Source organism: Pseudarthrobacter sp. PS3-L1, assembly GCF_030063285.1.
GTDB lineage: Bacteria > Actinomycetota > Actinomycetes > Actinomycetales > Micrococcaceae > Arthrobacter.
On sequence record NZ_JASISU010000002.1, the window covers coordinates 1 to 16,274 of the forward strand.

Below are 16,274 nucleotides of genomic sequence, written 5' to 3' on the forward strand. Positions count from 1 at the left end.
TCTGTCAGTTTCTCAGCGGTATTCGTACTCGGCACAGCCTCAAGTGTTGCGGCCATATCGGGCTCCTCCCCGCCAGGCTCACCGCCCGGCGTGTCGAGCCAGATACACCGTTAATTCCACAGTCCCCCATGGTGTTTCGCTGTCCCTACGGGAGGGGTTGTTTTCCTCATGTTGTGGCCTGGTGGTTTTGGGTTTGTGTGGTGCGTTGGGGGTAGTAGTTGGGGAGTGCTCTGTGGAAGGCTGCTGCTTTGGCTGCGAGGTGGTCTTCTGCACGGGTTTGGCCGTGGAGGTATGCGCGTTCTGCGAGGGCTTGGATTTGTTCGTAGGCTTGTTCTTCGATGATGGTGGTGCGTGCTTCGGCGGCGAGGATTTCGCCTTGGATGTTGCGTTTGGTGTGGCCGAGTTTTTGTAGTGCGGTGTCGAGTCGGCGTGATTGTGCGCGTAGTTTGCGGAGTTCGGCTCGTTTGGTTTCGAGGGTTGCGGCTACGGCGTTGATTTGGCGTTCTGTGGCGAGGAGTTCGGCTGTGGATTTGTTGAGGTTCCGGTCGGGGCTCGGCTTGTACGTGTAGGTCATCGCCTGGTTGCCATCCACTTGGCATTGATGATGCGGGTGATTTGCTCCATGTCCATTTGGTTGAGTTCGCGGTCGGTGACAATGCCGTACCTGAATCCCTGTGTGCCGATTTGCGGGCTTGTCGTGTTCCCGGGCTCACTTCCACCCGTATTTGCTGTTTCAGCGCGTGTGGGGCGTTCCTTTGGGGTTGCTGGAGGGGTTTGTGTGCCGAGTCCCAACTCCAGGATGAGCTTGCGGAGTTCGCGTTCGATTTCCTCGACTTGTCCTTCCCCGATGTGTATCTGTCGCTCGGCCTCAGCCTTCTCGCGTTCTGAAACCGCGAGGTCGAGCCTAAATTTCGCTAGGCGCTCGGTTTCCTGCGCGAGCTGCTTGTACTTTTCTGGGCTGGTCTGGTCGGTCACGGTGTGTTCTCGCTTTCGTGGTTGTGGCTGGTCATTTCAAGAGTCCTCGCTTTTCAAGATCGTCCCGCCGGGCCTGCCTGCCCTCCTCGACAAGCTGATCCCAGATCTCCGGATTACGTGAACGGAAACTGTTGGGGTGATTCCGGATTGGGCGCTTGGCCTCGATGGCTGAATGCTTGGCCTCTGAAGTTGTCCTTAGGGTGAGAACTCTCTTCCGAAGACCAGCCGGACTAGCTTGAAATTTCTCATTGATCCTGTAGTGATCGAACACTGCCTGCTTGGCCTCGGCAGGCGTGGCAGTGTTCAACGATGCCTGCCATATTTCGACTGAGGCAGAGGCGTTTGAGATGAGTTGGTCGTATTGGCAGAGCCATGTCAAAAAGGCATTTGTTTCCGCTAGGTTCACTGGCGTAGTTCCTTCATTTCGTTTTCGGCGTCCATCTGGGCGAACATGTCGTGATTGGCTCGGCCTTGGTCCATGCGCTTCTCGGCGCCGGTCTTGAACTGAGTCACGTTCTTTGGGGGGAGTGGTTCGTCGTCCCAACAGCCGCCGTTAAGCCATGTTGCTGGGAGCTTCGTGAACGCTGGCTCCCGGTTCGGGTCTTCCCGGTATCTGCGGGTGCCTTCGATTAGCTGCTCTTGGGTGGCGCGGGTCCTGGCCTTGGTGTAAGCCCTCTCGGCTGCGGCCCTGGCTTCTTTCCTTGGATAGTCGACGTACCAGTCGAAGAAGTCGTCCTGCGTAGCTGGACTAGTCTTTCTCTTCTGATCCACTGTTACCCTGTTCCCCTGTTCCCCTGTTACAGGCGCGACTACTTCGGGAGGGCTCGCGACACTCTCGCGAATTTCGGACTCTTTGTAATCAAAAGTCCCGTCAGGACGGGGATTTCTTCCCTTGCCGGGCTTATCTATCCGCTGAATGGACTCCCAAAAGGACACATACAGCAGATTGTCCATTTCGCCCTTGTAGCGGTGCACCAAACCTGCTTGGTGTAGCTCGGAAATGGCTTCGGACACCCTCGCGACTGTCTCGCGACTGTTCGCGAATAGGTCGCGAGGAAACACATCAGTGACGATCAACTCGATATCATCAACCCCCACGCCGTTGTCATCCACGTAGGATTCAAGACCCTTCAATACCAGCCGGGCGTCCCACGAAACGGAACTGATTCGCCTGGACTTCCAGAACTCTGGCTTCGTCCCACGGATTCGCACTACTCACCTCCGGGGCCGACGTAGCGGGCAACGACTTCGTTGCCGTGTGAGTACGCGTCATAGTGGCCAGCGGGACGGAATGCTGCGCGTATACCCTGTCGGATCTGGAAGGCCGCAGATGCTGATGCTTGGATGTTTGGCGCTGTCCTAACGAGGGCCCATACTCCGGGGTTTTTGCGGAGGTGTTCGGCCACTTCAAGGTGTGAGCGCCGATCGCGTGTCACGCTCGGACCTGGACGGTACTGAAATTCCTTTGTTGCCACAGTAATGTTCCTTCCTTGTTTCTATGTTCCATTCTAGCAAGCGTGAGTTGTTTTACCTACGCTTTTGATGCGTTTCCCGGGACATGGTTAGGTCGCGTATTTCGGTACACGCCTAGTCCAATGCCAGCCCGAGAATTCGCATTCGTAGAAGCGGCACAGCTCCGAACTATCCCCGCCCATATCCCGCCGCAACCTCCTCGCATCCTCCCGGGTGGGTGAGTATGCCTTCCCGCACTGGCACGTCAGAAAGTGTGGCTTCATCGCCGGGGGCCGCTGCGCCTGATGCGTGCTCATCATCTGTTCCTTTCGTTTGTGTGCGGGGCTCCCGCGGTGTTGTGGGAGCCCCGTTGGTGGGTCCGGGCCTGGTTCTGTAGGCGCTTTGGACCCGGGGTGTTATCTGGTGCAGCCCGCGCATTCCCCGGTGCCGTTGAGTGCCTTGTCGCACGAGTCGCAGAGCAGGACGGAAGTGGTCTTGCGAGGCAGTACCAGGGCGGTCCGCGGTGGCAGGAGGGCGATGGTCTTCACGCCGCAGCCTCCAGTTCTGCGATGCGGGCTTCAGCTACGGCGAGCTTCCGCTCGGCCGCCTCACGCAGCTCGGCCGGCGACTTACCTTCGAGCCGCTGGAAGTGCATGACGTAGCCCTTGCCGGATTCCCTGTCCCAGAGGCGCTGCTCCAAGTAGTTCTCCGCATCCGGGAACTGCTCGAACGAGGCTTTCATGATCTCTAGGCAAGCGGCGGCAAGCTTTTCCGGCGTTGAGATCGATATGCCGTCCGGACCGCACTCGAGAAGGGCCGTTGATGGCTCAGTCGCTTCCTGGGGTTTGCTTTTGGCCTTGGACACCTTCCGAGGTCTGGACCCGTCTGGAATGAGGAACGTCATGTTGTGGCCTTTGCCCTCCATGAGGGCGTCGGGGTAGGCGGTCCCGATGAGGCTCATGACCGTAGCGGCCACGTCCATAGGAAGTGGGAGTGCAATCTGAATCCTGGTCATTTCCTCACTCATGCCGCCGCCTCGGTGATGTGGGTCCGGATCTGGCCGGGCTGGAACCCTGACCAGTGGTGGTCGCCGCCCGGGCCGGAAACGACAACGACAGGTGCTTGGGCGTAGTTCAGGGTCTTCGTCACGTAGTTGTAGGCGGCCTGGTCGTTCTCCATGTCCACCTCCGTGAACGGGACTCCGGCACGGTCCAAGAGGCCCTTCGTTTTCCCGCACCCCCAACAATCCGACTTCGTATAAACGGTGACAGCTACCCCGTCGCGGGCCTCGATACGTGGGCCAATATCAGTGATGGTCATGCTGCCGACTCCAAATCTTCCGTCTCCGCGAAGTACTCAGACAGCTTCACCGGATGCCACACCGCTGGATCAATCTTTCCCAACTCGTCCTCAAAAGGTTTCCGTCCAAAAGCAAGGAACCAATCTCCTGTTCGCCCCTGTTCAACGGATGGTGAGAGTACATATGTGGAGAATCCGCCTACATCTGATGGAGCATGGATCATCTCCTTTATCCCAATGACCTCCGGAGACCTCCAGGAGAGGCTTTTTAGTTGGATATCCAGAGCTTTGCCTGCTTTAGACCGAAGATTCGGTACACAGATTCCCCAGTCCTTGTGAAGACGCCAGCCGCTATCCGGTGCCTCTCCCTCAGTTGGTACGTAGCCAAGAATGTGCTCCCCAAACACGCCGCGGCGCATGGACATGGAGTCATGCCCGATTTGTTTGCTAAAGGCTTGAACTCTTGACCACCATTCGGTGTGGCGCTCTTCTCGATCCGCCATGTACTTCTGCACCGATTCATTGCTGGTTGCCTTGTATGCGATTACCGTCGTCATGCTGTGCTCCTCATGTGCCGGCAGTCCCGACACTCAGTAATGGGTGCCCGGTCGGGCCGGGTCGTGGTCTTGTATCTGATCCCGCACCGTTCGTAGAGGCGTTCCCCGTAGCGGAGTGCCGGGCGGTAAGGGAGGGACCTTGCAAGGACGCCCATCAAAAAGGAGGTTCCTGGTCGAACCCGCCCGCGTTGTTGCCCTGCTCCGCCCACGGGTCGCCCTGCTGTGTCGACTGCTGGCCACCGTTGAATCCGGAAGCCTGCCCACCGAACCCGCCAGAGCTTGCCTGCTGCGACTGGCCGTTACGCTGCGTCCGGTTCACCTTCGCGGTTGCAGACTTCAAGCTCGGCCCGATCTCCTGGACGCCGAACTCGATCACAGACCGCTTCTCACCGTCCTTCTCATAACTCCGCTGCTTCAAGACGCCGGAGGCGATTACGCGCATGCCCTTCGTGAGCGTCTCGGCCACATTCTCCGCAGCTTCACGCCAAACATCGCAACGGAGGAACAGAGTGTCGCCGTCCTTCCACTCGTTGCTGTTCCGGTCGAAAGTGCGCGGAGTGGATGCGATGGTGAAGTTAGCCACCGCCGCCCCGGACGGAGTAAACCTGAGCTCCGGATCTGCCACAAGGTTGCCTACTACGGTGATGATGGTCTCGCCTGCCATGGTTATCGTTGCCCCTTGTGTTTGGTGAATACTGCCTGTTCGGGGAGTTTCCTGTGGGTTGCCTCGATTGCATCGCGGCACGCTTCGGCCGCTTCGAAAGCTGCCTTTTCTGCGCAAGCGCCTTCGAACGCTGGGTTATCGCCGAACCAGTCACGCCGATATTCAGCAACCGTTCCGTCGTCGAGCTTCACCCGGACCGTCACCATGCCCGCCATTACTGGGCACCTTCCTGGGTGAGACCCCACTCGGCGTCTACGTCGGGAATGACGCCGTCAGCGTCTGCCGGAGGGTTCTCAGCCTCTTCGATGAACCTGGACGCTTCACCCTTGGTCATATCCTTGGACGTCTCGATGGGGCGACCGATGAAGCTGGAGAGCTCAGCCAGCCCAGACTCACGGTCGCTGGCTCCGAGCTTGCCAAGGATCACGTGGATCTTGGTGAGCTGCGAGTTAGTCGCCATTTCGACCAGGTCATCTTCTGGCTCGGGCTCGACAGCATCCTTGGGCGCCTCATTCACAACCGGCGGTAGTTCAGGGGTGGGTGCTTGGCGGCGCTTCACTGTCCCCTTCGCCTTGGGCGCGGCGGCCGGTGCAGAAGTTTGGGCAGCGTTCTCGCCCATGTCTTCTAGCTCTGATTCCTCCACGCTGTAAGCCGATATGCCCGCAAGCACTTCGGGGAACATGCGGCGGCAAGCCTCGGTTGCGGCCTTCGCGTAAAGCATCTCCTGGGGGTTTGACGTGTACTTGGGGTTCGACGTGTACCCGGCCTTCTTAGCGCGGGCCATGTCCCAAGTGAACTCATGCCAGTCAGTCTCGTTCTTGTGCCGTGCGCGCACCGTAACTGCATCGGCTGTTGCCGAGGTCTGGTCAAGCTTGTGACCGTGGGACTTCACGAGAGCAACCATGGACCGGGCGTACATGGCGGGGGAGCCGTGCACGATGAACATCTGCTGGACAGCCTGGAATGGATCGTACCCAATCGACGCGCCAGCAAGGATGATCGCAGTGACGTCGAGTGCAAGCTCCTCAGTGGTCTTGTAGTTGTTCTTGGACTTCATCCGCAGCGGGGCCGGCACAAAGTTGGAGCGGGCCATGAAATTCGCGATCTTGTTTGCGTGGCCGAGGGCGGTCACCCAGCTCTCAAGACTGGCAACGCCTGCCACGGAGGGAACTTCTGGCATAGCCATGGAGGCTGGACCTGCTGGGGGTATGGATACTTCGGTCATGATGCGATACTCATTTCTTTGGCTGGGTGGGTGAGTGGTTCGCGGGCTAGGAGCTCGCGGGCTTTTTTGGCTTTGGCCGTGTAGGCGGCTGCTAGGAACCACCCCATGTGTTCGTTGATTTGCTCCGGCGAGTCAGCCATTGGGTAGAGGCTGGTGCCGAGGGGGCGGTCACCGTAGCGGGCATGGGCGCCCTCCCTATCCATGGGCGTCACGTGGGCGACATAGGTGGCGAACACTTCCGGCATGGGCTGCTCGTTGCCGTCCTCGTCGATGTAGAACTCGGCTCGGGCATATGCTGCAAGCTGCAGCGCGGTCTCCCCGTAAACACCCTTGGATGTTTTGAGGTCGATCTGCACGAGCTTTCCGCCAGCGAGTAGCGGGCTCGTGGCGTACATATCGAACGTGCCCGCATAGTGGTGGGTCCTGTTCCCACACGGACGCTCCAGCAAGACCGGTGTGATCTGCCATTCGTCCAGGAACGCCGCGAAACCTTCCACGTAGCCGAGGAGATCCGCGTCAGCGTCGACTTCACCAGTGCGGGACAACTGCTCAGCCATCTTGTGCACTGCAGTACCCGTTGCGCCGGCGTCGTCGCGGTGCTTCCGCCACGCCCACTTCATCTCCCGGACAGCTTCGTCGGCGGGCATGACTGGCAGTTGCTCCAGGTGATCCATGGCCCAGAGTGCGGCCATTTCTGCTGCCCAAGGGATCAGTGCACCTTTCGGCACACCCTCACCAATAAGTGTCGTTACGCCGGTGACTGGCAGGCCGTCTAGTTTGTAGCGGTGTCCGGCTGGGCTGAAAGACAATCCCGTGGTCGCGGCTTTGGTGCGGGACTTGGCCACCGCACCAGTAGTCACGGTGGTCTTGGCCGGAGTTACGGGCTTCGGGGTTGCCGCACGTGCTCCGGTGCGGATCATTGCCCGGCTCATGCTGCGAGCTCGCCGTCAACCATGCGGTATTCGTGATCTTCGCCGTCGCTGACGTATTCGATGAATGCGAGGAAGTTGTTGTCTTCCAGCATTTCTTCGAGCTGCTGCAGGCTGCCCTTGTCCAAAACGTTGCCGTTGCGGATGACCATGGTGCGGAGTTCCGGGTCGGTGGCGATGATCATGGCCGCGGAGACAATGATCTGTTCGGCCCCGGAGGCGCGGCTGAACGGGATGCCTTGGTACAGCACACCTTCCTCATCGAAGGACAGGCCCTCGATGGGCATCTCCACAGCGGCGAGCCCGTCCCTCTTGGTCTGGTCAATCGCGGCAAGATCTTCCGTCAGCTTCTCGGCGTTTCCCCTTGCTGCGGTGAGTGCGGCGGCTACTTCCTGTGATGACTTGTAGTCGCGGACTGTGGCGTTGATCTGTTCTGCATTGTCGATGCGCTCCTGAATTGCGTCAGTGTCGATCAATGCCGGTGCGCCAGAGGCATGGTCGATGGCCTTGGCTAGGGATTCCTCTGCCTCGGCCAGCTTGGCGCGGAGGCGCTCCACTTCCTCCGTCCACGAGGAAGTGGACTCGTGGGCTGCGGTTACCAGATTGTTTTGCCGGGTCGCATTGCCGTGTTCTGCGAGGAGGTCACGGACACTGACCTCATCCGTGGTGGTGTCCACCGGGAAGGCCGGGAATCCGGCAGCTTGTGCCTCCAGGCGCTTCATGTCCCGGCTCACGGCTGTGCGCTCATCAAAGATGGACTTGCGCTTGGCGTCCAACTCGGATGGCACAAAGGGGAGATCCACCACGGACAGGAGAGTCTTTAGCTGCTCTTTATCCCCAGACGTGGCGAACGTGGAGGCATCCACGCCGAGATGGGAGATGATCGCGTTCAAGTCGGACTGCTTCAACTTGGCGCCGTCAGGGCGGGTGCCTGAAAGGGTTGAGCCGGAGGGTGTGAATGTGCGCCTCACAACTGTTCCGTCCGTGAGGGCAATGTCGATTGACGCCTTGCCGTGGCCATCCTTGATTGGCCGCTTAGTGTTCCTGGCGTTGAACCCACAAAGGGTGGTCTCAATAGCGTCCAACACGCTCGTCTTGCCGTTGGCGTTCTGGCCGGCCAGCACGATCAGGCTTCCGGTCGGTTCAATCTTTGCTGCGGTGAGGCGCTGGAAGTTGCTGATTTCGAGGGACTTGATAACGCTCATTTGGTGTTGCCTTTCGGGCTTGACGGTTGTGTAGCTTGGTGAGTCCCACGGGTCTGTGGGTTCAATGTTGATTCCGTGTGAGAGGAGTTCAAGGTCGGTCGGTTCGTAATCGTCCGGATCGCTCATGAGGCCCGGCGGTCACTGTTGCGGGCTTCGGCTTGCTGCTCGGCCCAGTACTCCTCGTACTCGGCTTCGCTGTCGTGGCGGAACGCTGCGGGGATCATGGTCACGGCAGCCATGAAGAACCCGGCGATGAACAGTGCTTCCATCAGGCGGCCACCGCTTCCGGCGTGTAGACCTCGTGGGGCACAAAAGCGGCGATGGTGTCCCGGACCGCCGTGGTGAAGTCCTGCTCCATGCGTTCGGTGATCTCGGCCCGATTGTCGACCGTCCCCGCTGCGTTGAGTTCCAGTAACGGATGAGTGCCGTCCTCAACCTTGGCCAGGGACTCCAGCGCCTCCAGCGCAGCACCCGCATATGTCGTGTTGATCGGGCAGTTCAGCAACCCAGTCAGCGAATACGCCACAGTCGTCTCCTCCTGCCACGGGGTAGGTGTCAGTTCGAAGTAATTGATGATCATGGCCCGCGCTGCCGCTTCGGCCTGTTCCTTGGTAAAGTAGTAATTACTCATCGGACGGTGTTTCCTTTTCGTGGTTTCGGTGGGTGCGAGGTCCGTGGGTTGCAGCCCCCGGGCCTCTTTTCTTTGGTCCTGCAGCTCGTGGGATTCGTTGCGGAACGAACCTGATTTGTTAGTGCGGCTAAAAAAATCACTGAGTACTCCGTGTTGCCTGATACCTATCAATAGCCTTCGGCGGGATACGCCACGGGCTCGTCTTCCCACCCGTCTTATAAGCCCCATAAAGTGCCTGCGTCTGACAATGGCGCTTTATAGTCGCCACCGGCTCCGCCAACATCTCAGCGACCTCCTGGACCGTGTAAGCGCGCCGAGGGATGGTCCTCGCTGACCGTCCAGGTTCGACCAGTTGGCTCATACCGGCAACAACTCTCGCGACGGTGAAAGATCCCGGTGCAGACGCTGCAGACCCTTCGCGGTGATCCTCACCTGCGGGGTAGCCAACTGCTCCTCACCATTTGTTCTGTGGAACTTGAAAGAACTGATCTTCTCCGCCACCAACCCAGCATCAACAGCCCACTGGTAGGGGCGACTGTTTGAATCCAGCCAAGGCCTCTGGGCCTCACGGAGATGCCGAAACAAACGGTTCTGCCCAACTTGCACGCCGCCATCCCGACACAAAACCTGCGCCGCGTCCCTCACCGAGTAATCACCAGTCGCAGCCGCCAATTTCTCCCACGATTTCGCCAACGGCTCCAGCTCCTCCACCCGGGCCCGGTACGACGCCATCGTGCTGTGCGCCTCGATCAACGCCTGCGCCATCAACTCCGCACCCGACAGCGGCTTGGCCTGCAGCTGCTTTGCCATCTCGAAGAACGCCTTCACCAGGGCCAGCTTGAACGCCCGCACCTGGGAGGTGTTCCGCTGGTACGTCATGAGGAGCGTTGACTGCTGCTCATTCAACAGAGCAACACGGACATTCCCTCCGCCATGCTGACCGGCCAATCTTGGTCGCGTTTGAAACGCGACCTGCCCGAACTCCTCCAAGTCGGCCAGGCTGCTACCGATCAGTTCCAGCACGTTCTTGTGCTGCACCCCGGCACCCTCAGCAATGGTCAGGGAAGAGACAGTCAGCACCCCACCTTCGGCGCGTTCGATGGATACAAGATCACTCATAGTCCTAGGCTCCTGCCGTTTCGTTCTGTACTTCGCGCAGTCCACGGGCGTATTCCCGCTGCGCCTGCCAAGCGTCACGCATCTCCAATGACCCGCCACTAACCCACACAGCCTTGAGCGCCTCTTCAAGCTCCTCAGCTTTCATCACCTCAACGCTTCCCTCATCGAGGCCGTTGTAAGGAGAAACCTCCGTCATGGGAAGCTCCAACGCTGACTCCAGACGAAGCAACTCGTTGTGAACGTCCTCAACCGAGCACATGCCCGAATCCAAAAGATCAATCAAATCCCGCAAACCCTGAGTAGGGGCGACAGTAGGTGAATCGGCGGTGGGGGTGAGAGTCAGGATTGCCATGGTTTTCTACTTTCCGGTTTTTATTGCTTCGGCTGTTACTACGTAGGTGATCTCGTCTTTAGTGACTCCGAGGCGAGCGGCGATAGAAGAAACAACAGTTTCGGAAGGCTGCTTTACGCCCTTCTCTACGTTGGTGAGGTAGCCGGGGGAGATTCCGCATTCAATGGCAAACTTTCCATGCCGGATTCCGAGCGCTTCTCTGATTGCCCTGATTGCTGGGCCGTGGGCCATGCGCATTCTCATCGTTTTGTTTCCTTTTCTTCGGGCTGATGTGCCGATAGGAAGAGCTTAGGCAACAATAGGAAAGAAGTCAAGCAAGACGTAGGAAACATAAGAAATCCGCGCCAATGCTGGGCAAAGTCGATGAATGACACGCTTGGTTTTCCACTTTTTGGGCCATCTTTCCCCGATACGCTCGTTTGTGTTTCCTGAAATTTCCTACGAGAGTGAAGCCATGATCAGCGGAGAACAAATCCGGTCAGCAAGAGAAGCCTCCGGTCTAACTCAACAAGAACTTGCCAAGCAGCTCGGGGTGACGCTGAGGACAGTTGGAAACTGGGAACGTGGAGAGAGTGTCCCTCGGAACAGGGAGCCGGCTATTCGGCAACTGCTTGCTCGCTATATGGGCGCCAAGGCAGCAGTAGTCAATATTCTCGATGGGGCAACAGACATGGAACTTCTAGCGGAGATCGCAAGGAGAATGGCCAGGGCTGATGTCCGGGCTACGGCTAACTCAGAACGTCTCCCAAAGAGGCCGGAAGATTACCGACTGGCGGCGCGGGAGCAAGACTCGGAAGTTGGCATCGACCAGATGCCAAACGAAACATGAGAGGAGAAAGATGAAACAAAGGATTATTGCGGTAGCAATCCTGGTTATAGCTTTGGCCGGGTGCTCAAGTATCGAGGAAGACTCATCGTACAAACCACCCCGCCTCTTCACTGGCGTCCTGGAACTCAACTTCGCACCATCGGATAGCAGCGACATTACAAAAGTAAGCAGAGGCCCAATCGCTTGCTTCGGAAGAACCAACGCTGCAATGAGCCCATACAAAGACCTTGGCATAGACAGCAAGGCGACGATCATCACAAGTTCAGGACTGACAGTGGAGGGTGGACTCGAATCCTCAAGGCTTCGGAATGACGTCTGCGTCATGAGCTACTCCGTCGAAAAGATTCCGTGGGGAGACGGCCCCTACGCAGTCTTTATCGGGCACAGGTCAGTCCCAGAGCAGACAGACACCACCCTGCAGTCCGGCGCCCAGCTCTACATTGGCAAGTAACGCGGCTGCAACCGCAGCACCATCACGAAAAGGAACACACAATGTCATCCGGTAAGAACCTCCAGATCCTCATCAACAACAACCGCGGCACCCGCAACAACGTCGAGCTATCCCGCGACGGGGGAGGGAACCCCAAGCCGTCCAGGCTGCAGCAGCTCGCAACGAAACCACTGACGGGATTCCCCGAAGCTGAGACGATCCGCGGCCTAGCCCGTGCGTTGAACGTCACGTACTCGTCCGTGATCTCCGCTATCGCCGCCGACGTAGGCCTCCCCATGGGACTGCCCGACCAGTCCGCCCTCGTCCTGGCTGGCGCCGGGGAACTCCCATCCTCATCACAGGAGCTCCTACTCAACATGTCCCGTGAACTGCAGCGCCTCGCAGGAGCCACACAACAGGTCAACTGACCACTTTGTCAGTGCCCCCAAGTACCTTCTTCACCTATGGGGTTTGAGAAGAAGGCTGAAGAGATGGGGGTGAAGATCCTCTACAAGGCTCCACCGCACGGATGGTGGGGTTGCTGGGACCCCGACAAGCGCCACATCACGCTCCACCCGGACCTCGGGTACATACAGCTCAGATCGACCGCCTGGCACGAGCTAGGCCACGCGCACTACGAACACATCGGCCACACGCCAAAGCAAGAACTCCAAGCCAGCGTGTGGGCCGCCCGTCACCTCATCCGCCCCCACGCATTCGTCGAGGCAGCGCGGATCACAGACGACCTCATCAGCATCGCCCACCGCCTCCACGTCCTCCCCGAAGACGTCCGCGCCTGGGAGAAATCGCTGACCCTCGAAGAACTCATCCACATCAGGAAGGAAATCAATGGCCCGTGTTGAAGACCGCTGGGTAAACCAAGACAAATCCCGCTCAGCCCTTTATGGAAAGGGCCTGAGGTACCGGGCCGAATGGACACCACTGGGGGAGCGGAAGCAGCGGAAGAGCTTCGCAACAAAGGCTGCGGCGACGAACTACCTGGCCGATCAGGTCGCGGAAATGAACAAGGGCACTTACGTCACGAAGTCGAAGAAAGTACTTTTCGCTGACTATGCCGCGTCGTGGGAGAAAAGCCAGCTGCATTTACGGGAGTCCTCCAGGGAGCAAATCTCCCGGAAGCTCCGCAACCACCTGATACCTGCCTTTGAGAACAAGACCCTGGACGCCATCACGAGGGCCCACGTCCAAGAAGCTGTGAGTGAGTGGTCGAAGACGTTGGCACCGGCAACACTGAAAGTCACGTACGGGTATCTGGCGTCGATGTATAAGGCCGCGGTCATGGACGGTGTTGTGGGAAAGAGCCCTTGCGTGGGGATCAAACTCACGCCCATCGAGGACGTTGCTGTGGTGCCTCTGCGCACGGAGAAAGTGCAGGAGCTCGCTGATGCCAGCGTGGGGGTTTACCGGCGCATGGTGATCTTCTGCGCCGCTACCGGCTTGCGGTCTTCGGAACTGCGAGGCCTCACATGGGATCGTGTGGACTTCACGACGTCGATGGTCACGGTGGATCGGCAACTTATCGGCAGCGCATCATCGAGTGCATGGTGGGGTCCACTGAAGACCCGCAGCAGCCGGCGGAGCATCCACGTCGGAGAAGCTACCCTGCAGCTACTCAAGGAACTGCAAGCTGGGCAGCCCGGTTATGGCGGGCTGGTATTCCATGACTCTGGCAATGCCATCACAAGGAAGATGGCTTCAAGTGCCTGGCAGGTAGCCAAGAAGAAAGTCGAAGGGCTTGGAGCTGGGTGGCACGAGCTCCGGCATTACGCGGCCAGCCTGTGGATCTCCGGAGGGATGTCCCCCGTGGCTGTGGCACACCGCCTAGGGCACAAGGATGCCACGGAGACCCTTCGGGTTTACAGCCATCTTTGGCCCTCAGATGACAGGCGAGCAGCGGAGCTCAGTGACGGCATGATCACCCTTCCACGTGCGACCTCTGACGATGAAGCTGATGTTTGATTGGCTGATGCCAAACATCTCGCCCACCGCCTTCTGGGACATCGCTCCTGTGGCGTAGATCCGCTTTATCTCAGTTACGTCCGCGGCCGTCAGCTTGGCTTTAGGCGATTCCTCGCCTTGCCGTAGGCGGCCCTTCTGCAAGGCGTCCTGCATGTTTACCAGGCGAGTCCCTGGGAAGAGGTGTGCGGGGTTGATGCAAGGCGGGTTGTCGCACTGGTGGCAGATGTGCACCCCTTCGGGGATCGGTCCGACCCAAGCCAAGTAGGCGGCGCGGGAGGCAACGGCCGCGCCTTGCCCGGTGGCAACCTCGCCATAGCCGCCGTTCCGCCGGTTGCCGTCCCATTCCCAGCAGCCCGTGGCGGTGACGGTCCAGCCAGTCCAGCGGAGGCGCTCGTCAAGGCCGGCATCGCGGGGAGCGTTGATCGTGATGTCAGGTGATCCGTGGCGCCGCACTCTGGTGTCGTGCTTATCGCAGAGCCCGTGCACGCGGGCCATGTTGCTGCAGGCCTGTGCGGTACACAGGGACTTTCGGCGGGTTCGATCCTCAAGCGGGCTGCCGTATCGGCGGTTCCTGGCGTAGTGGCTTTGGCAAAGCCCTTTGGCGGCGATTGTCTTGCCGCATTCGTCCACGGTGCACGTAGGATGGGTCATATCAGCATTCCCTAAAAGTGTTGGTCGCGCCCCCGGATAGTTACAGCTATCGCGGGGGTTTTACAGTTCCCATTTTACCCTGGTTGCCCCCAGTTTGCCCCTGAACCCCTGTGTGGCCTTGTGTTTGCTGGGTTTTCGCCAGAACCCGGCGTATCGGTCAACCCATCCACACAGCCCGAAACAGGCTGCAGCTGCGGCAATGTCCGTGGAGCACCCCGTAGGCTCGGCGTGTGAGTGATTTCACGTTCCAGCGGGCCTGTCCGAACAGTGCCCGGCCTTAGAATTATTTCAGGACGTAGATGTTCTTCCGCCGGATCTGCGTTATGTAGCCGGCGGTATTTCTTTGCGCATCCCCGGTTGCCGGAACCGCACTCCGGCAATCCTGTGGCCCGAGCGGGCCGCCAACCGCGTACGACGACGTACGCGGCTGCACCAAGGAAGGTAGTTCTGTGAGCCACACGTCAGATTCTTGTCTTGATACCTGGATGGGCCGGGAGGCCCTGGCTGAGGCCATGATTCCCGTTATTGGCCGCCTGTACCGCGAGAATAACGTGGTCACCAGCATTCATGGCCGCAGCCTGATCAACAAGTCCACGATGAACATTCTCAAGGCACACCGCTTTGCGCGGCGGATGAATCGGGAAGAGCTCCGACTCGAAGACACGGCACCCCTGCTTGATACGCTGGCCCGCCTTGACCTTGGCGCAGCGGCGATCGACGTGGCCCGGCTGACACACAAGTTCAAGGCTGAAGGCGGCGACACGACACTGGAGCAGTTCCTGCGGACTGAGCTCGCCGACGTCGTGGGGAAGCGTGGCGCTGACGACCGCACCAGCACCGACGTCGTGCTGTACGGTTTTGGCCGAATTGGCAGGCTCCTTGCACGTCTCCTGATTGAAAAAGCGGGCGGCGGCCATGGGCTGCGCCTGCGCGCGATAGTGGTGCGTCGTGGCTCTGACAACGACCTCGCGAAGCGGGCCAGCCTGCTGCGTCGCGACTCTGTGCACGGTTCATTCGAGGGCACCATCAGGGTTGATGAAGACGCAAACACCATCACTGCCAATGGTGTCCAGGTGCAGGTCATCTACTCCAACGACCCTGCTGCCATCGACTACACCGAGTTTGGCATCCGCGACGCGCTGGTGGTCGACAACACCGGACGGTGGCGCGACGAAGAGGGCCTGTCCCAGCACCTGCTGAGCAGGGGAGTGGCACGTGTCCTCCTGACAGCTCCGGGCAAGGGAAACCTGAAGAACATTGTGCATGGCATCAACCATGGATCCATCGAAGACACTGACCTGATCGTCACTGCTGCATCGTGCACCACCAACGCGATCACGCCAGTTCTGAAGGCACTCAATGACAAATACGGCATCATCCATGGCCACGTGGAAACCGTGCACTCCTTCACCAATGACCAGAACCTGATCGACAACTTCCACAAGGGCGACAGGCGCGGTCGGTCAGCGGCACTGAACATGGTGATCACGGAAACGGGCGCCGCCAAGGCTGTCGCCAAGGCGTTGCCAGAGCTCCTCGGCAAGCTCACGGGAAGCTCGATCCGCGTACCCACCCCTGATGTTTCCCTGGCCATCCTCAACCTCAGCCTGGAGAAGGGGACCACCAAGGACGAGGTCAACAACTACCTCCGGGAGATGTCGCTGCATTCCGACCTTCGCAAGCAGATCGATTACATCGATTCACCCGAAGTGGTATCAACGGACTTTGTCGGTTCGCGCCGCGCCGGCATTGTGGATGGCCTGGCTACGGTCTCAACAGACAAAAACCTGGTTCTCTACGTCTGGTACGACAACGAATTCGGCTACAGCTGCCAGGTTGTTCGGGTCATGGAAGAGATGTCCGGTGTCAACCCGCCGTCGTTCCCTGCAAAGGAACCTGCGGTGTCCCTGGCTGCCATCGCCACCTCCTGACGACAGGCCCTCCAGCGTTTCCCCAGCTGATCCGCTGGAATCATC

The 16,274-nt window shown here is 59.2% G+C and carries 25 protein-coding genes; 6 read left to right on the forward strand and 19 right to left on the reverse strand.

Annotation, left to right across the window (positions count from 1 at the left end; genetic code table 11):
* Positions 1–166 precede the first annotated feature (166 nt).
* The 18 genes from QMG79_RS04350 to QMG79_RS04430 form a co-directional block, all read right to left on the reverse strand.
* A complete protein-coding gene (locus tag QMG79_RS04350; RefSeq protein WP_283537377.1) occupies positions 167–574 on the reverse strand; it encodes a hypothetical protein in 408 nt (135 codons plus the stop codon).
* On the reverse strand, positions 571–975 hold the full coding sequence (locus tag QMG79_RS04355; protein WP_283537378.1) for a hypothetical protein: 405 nt from the start codon (positions 973–975) through the stop codon (positions 571–573). The genes QMG79_RS04350 and QMG79_RS04355 overlap by 4 nt, the downstream gene beginning before the upstream one ends.
* A 402-nt stretch (positions 976–1,377) precedes the next feature.
* Positions 1,378–2,088, reverse strand: a complete 711-nt coding sequence (locus tag QMG79_RS04360) for an LvrA C-terminal domain-related protein (RefSeq protein ID WP_283537379.1) — start codon at positions 2,086–2,088, stop codon at positions 1,378–1,380.
* 98 nt (positions 2,089–2,186) lie between these two features.
* The gene (locus QMG79_RS04365) at positions 2,187–2,411 is read right to left on the reverse strand and encodes a hypothetical protein (protein WP_283537380.1); all 225 of its coding nucleotides are present in this window, start codon (positions 2,409–2,411) and stop codon (positions 2,187–2,189) included.
* Positions 2,412–2,971: 560 nt separating this feature from the next.
* The gene (locus QMG79_RS04370) at positions 2,972–3,454 is read right to left on the reverse strand and encodes a hypothetical protein (protein ID WP_283537381.1); all 483 of its coding nucleotides are present in this window, start codon (positions 3,452–3,454) and stop codon (positions 2,972–2,974) included.
* A complete protein-coding gene (locus tag QMG79_RS04375; protein WP_283537382.1) occupies positions 3,451–3,747 on the reverse strand; it encodes a glutaredoxin family protein in 297 nt (98 codons plus the stop codon). The genes QMG79_RS04370 and QMG79_RS04375 overlap by 4 nt, the downstream gene beginning before the upstream one ends.
* Positions 3,744–4,283 carry a hypothetical protein gene (locus tag QMG79_RS04380; protein ID WP_283537383.1) on the reverse strand — a complete coding sequence of 180 codons (540 nt, stop codon included), beginning with the start codon at positions 4,281–4,283 and terminating at the stop codon, positions 3,744–3,746. The genes QMG79_RS04375 and QMG79_RS04380 overlap by 4 nt, the downstream gene beginning before the upstream one ends.
* A 154-nt stretch (positions 4,284–4,437) precedes the next feature.
* Positions 4,438–4,947 carry a single-stranded DNA-binding protein gene (locus QMG79_RS04385; protein ID WP_283537384.1) on the reverse strand — a complete coding sequence of 170 codons (510 nt, stop codon included), beginning with the start codon at positions 4,945–4,947 and terminating at the stop codon, positions 4,438–4,440.
* A 2-nt stretch (positions 4,948–4,949) separates the two neighbouring features.
* On the reverse strand, positions 4,950–5,162 hold the full coding sequence (locus tag QMG79_RS04390) for a hypothetical protein (protein ID WP_283537385.1): 213 nt from the start codon (positions 5,160–5,162) through the stop codon (positions 4,950–4,952).
* Positions 5,162–6,172, reverse strand: a complete 1,011-nt coding sequence (locus tag QMG79_RS04395; RefSeq protein ID WP_283537386.1) for a hypothetical protein — start codon at positions 6,170–6,172, stop codon at positions 5,162–5,164. Before QMG79_RS04395 ends, QMG79_RS04390 begins: the two co-directional genes overlap by 1 nt.
* Entirely contained in the window at positions 6,169–7,104 is a 936-nt protein-coding gene (locus tag QMG79_RS04400) for a hypothetical protein (RefSeq protein ID WP_283537387.1), read from the reverse strand. Before QMG79_RS04400 ends, QMG79_RS04395 begins: the two co-directional genes overlap by 4 nt.
* Positions 7,101–8,432 carry an ATP-binding protein gene (locus QMG79_RS04405; RefSeq protein ID WP_283537388.1) on the reverse strand — a complete coding sequence of 444 codons (1,332 nt, stop codon included), beginning with the start codon at positions 8,430–8,432 and terminating at the stop codon, positions 7,101–7,103. The genes QMG79_RS04400 and QMG79_RS04405 overlap by 4 nt, the downstream gene beginning before the upstream one ends.
* On the reverse strand, positions 8,429–8,575 hold the full coding sequence (locus tag QMG79_RS04410; RefSeq protein WP_283537389.1) for a hypothetical protein: 147 nt from the start codon (positions 8,573–8,575) through the stop codon (positions 8,429–8,431). The genes QMG79_RS04405 and QMG79_RS04410 overlap by 4 nt, the downstream gene beginning before the upstream one ends.
* Positions 8,575–8,937 (reverse strand): hypothetical protein, encoded by a 363-nt coding sequence (locus QMG79_RS04415; RefSeq protein ID WP_283537390.1) that lies wholly within the window; start codon positions 8,935–8,937, stop codon positions 8,575–8,577. The genes QMG79_RS04410 and QMG79_RS04415 overlap by 1 nt, the downstream gene beginning before the upstream one ends.
* A 136-nt stretch (positions 8,938–9,073) precedes the next feature.
* Complete coding sequence (locus QMG79_RS16605) at positions 9,074–9,298, reverse strand: helix-turn-helix domain-containing protein (protein ID WP_502934697.1); 225 nt, start codon at positions 9,296–9,298, stop codon at positions 9,074–9,076.
* Complete coding sequence (locus QMG79_RS04420; RefSeq protein ID WP_283537391.1) at positions 9,295–10,017, reverse strand: phage regulatory protein/antirepressor Ant; 723 nt, start codon at positions 10,015–10,017, stop codon at positions 9,295–9,297. The genes QMG79_RS16605 and QMG79_RS04420 overlap by 4 nt, the downstream gene beginning before the upstream one ends.
* A 43-nt stretch (positions 10,018–10,060) precedes the next feature.
* A complete protein-coding gene (locus QMG79_RS04425) occupies positions 10,061–10,408 on the reverse strand; it encodes a hypothetical protein (RefSeq protein WP_283537392.1) in 348 nt (115 codons plus the stop codon).
* 6 nt (positions 10,409–10,414) lie between these two features.
* Positions 10,415–10,651 carry a helix-turn-helix domain-containing protein gene (locus QMG79_RS04430; RefSeq protein ID WP_283537393.1) on the reverse strand — a complete coding sequence of 79 codons (237 nt, stop codon included), beginning with the start codon at positions 10,649–10,651 and terminating at the stop codon, positions 10,415–10,417.
* Between the two features lie 124 nt (positions 10,652–10,775).
* Between QMG79_RS04430 and QMG79_RS04435 the strand changes: the two genes are divergently transcribed.
* The 5 genes from QMG79_RS04435 (at position 10,776) to QMG79_RS04455 (ending at position 13,647) form a co-directional block, all read left to right on the forward strand.
* Positions 10,776–11,237: a helix-turn-helix domain-containing protein gene (locus tag QMG79_RS04435; protein ID WP_283537394.1), complete on the forward strand. Its 462-nt coding sequence runs from the start codon at positions 10,776–10,778 to the stop codon at positions 11,235–11,237.
* Positions 11,238–11,445: 208 nt separating this feature from the next.
* Positions 11,446–11,688, forward strand: coding sequence for a hypothetical protein (locus tag QMG79_RS04440; protein ID WP_283537395.1), 243 nt, complete (start codon positions 11,446–11,448; stop codon positions 11,686–11,688).
* Between the two features lie 41 nt (positions 11,689–11,729).
* Positions 11,730–12,095, forward strand: coding sequence for a hypothetical protein (locus tag QMG79_RS04445; RefSeq protein ID WP_283537396.1), 366 nt, complete (start codon positions 11,730–11,732; stop codon positions 12,093–12,095).
* 36 nt (positions 12,096–12,131) lie between these two features.
* Positions 12,132–12,530, forward strand: coding sequence for an ImmA/IrrE family metallo-endopeptidase (locus QMG79_RS04450; RefSeq protein WP_283537397.1), 399 nt, complete (start codon positions 12,132–12,134; stop codon positions 12,528–12,530).
* On the forward strand, positions 12,517–13,647 hold the full coding sequence (locus QMG79_RS04455) for a tyrosine-type recombinase/integrase (protein WP_283537398.1): 1,131 nt from the start codon (positions 12,517–12,519) through the stop codon (positions 13,645–13,647). The genes QMG79_RS04450 and QMG79_RS04455 overlap by 14 nt, the downstream gene beginning before the upstream one ends.
* Here QMG79_RS04455 and QMG79_RS04460 read toward each other — a convergent pair.
* Positions 13,564–14,298 carry an HNH endonuclease gene (locus QMG79_RS04460; protein WP_283537399.1) on the reverse strand — a complete coding sequence of 245 codons (735 nt, stop codon included), beginning with the start codon at positions 14,296–14,298 and terminating at the stop codon, positions 13,564–13,566. The two genes, QMG79_RS04455 and QMG79_RS04460, sit on opposite strands and share 84 nt — an antisense overlap.
* A 449-nt stretch (positions 14,299–14,747) precedes the next feature.
* Between QMG79_RS04460 and QMG79_RS04465 the strand changes: the two genes are divergently transcribed.
* Positions 14,748–16,229: a glyceraldehyde-3-phosphate dehydrogenase gene (locus QMG79_RS04465; RefSeq protein ID WP_283537400.1), complete on the forward strand. Its 1,482-nt coding sequence runs from the start codon at positions 14,748–14,750 to the stop codon at positions 16,227–16,229.
* Positions 16,230–16,274 lie beyond the last annotated feature (45 nt).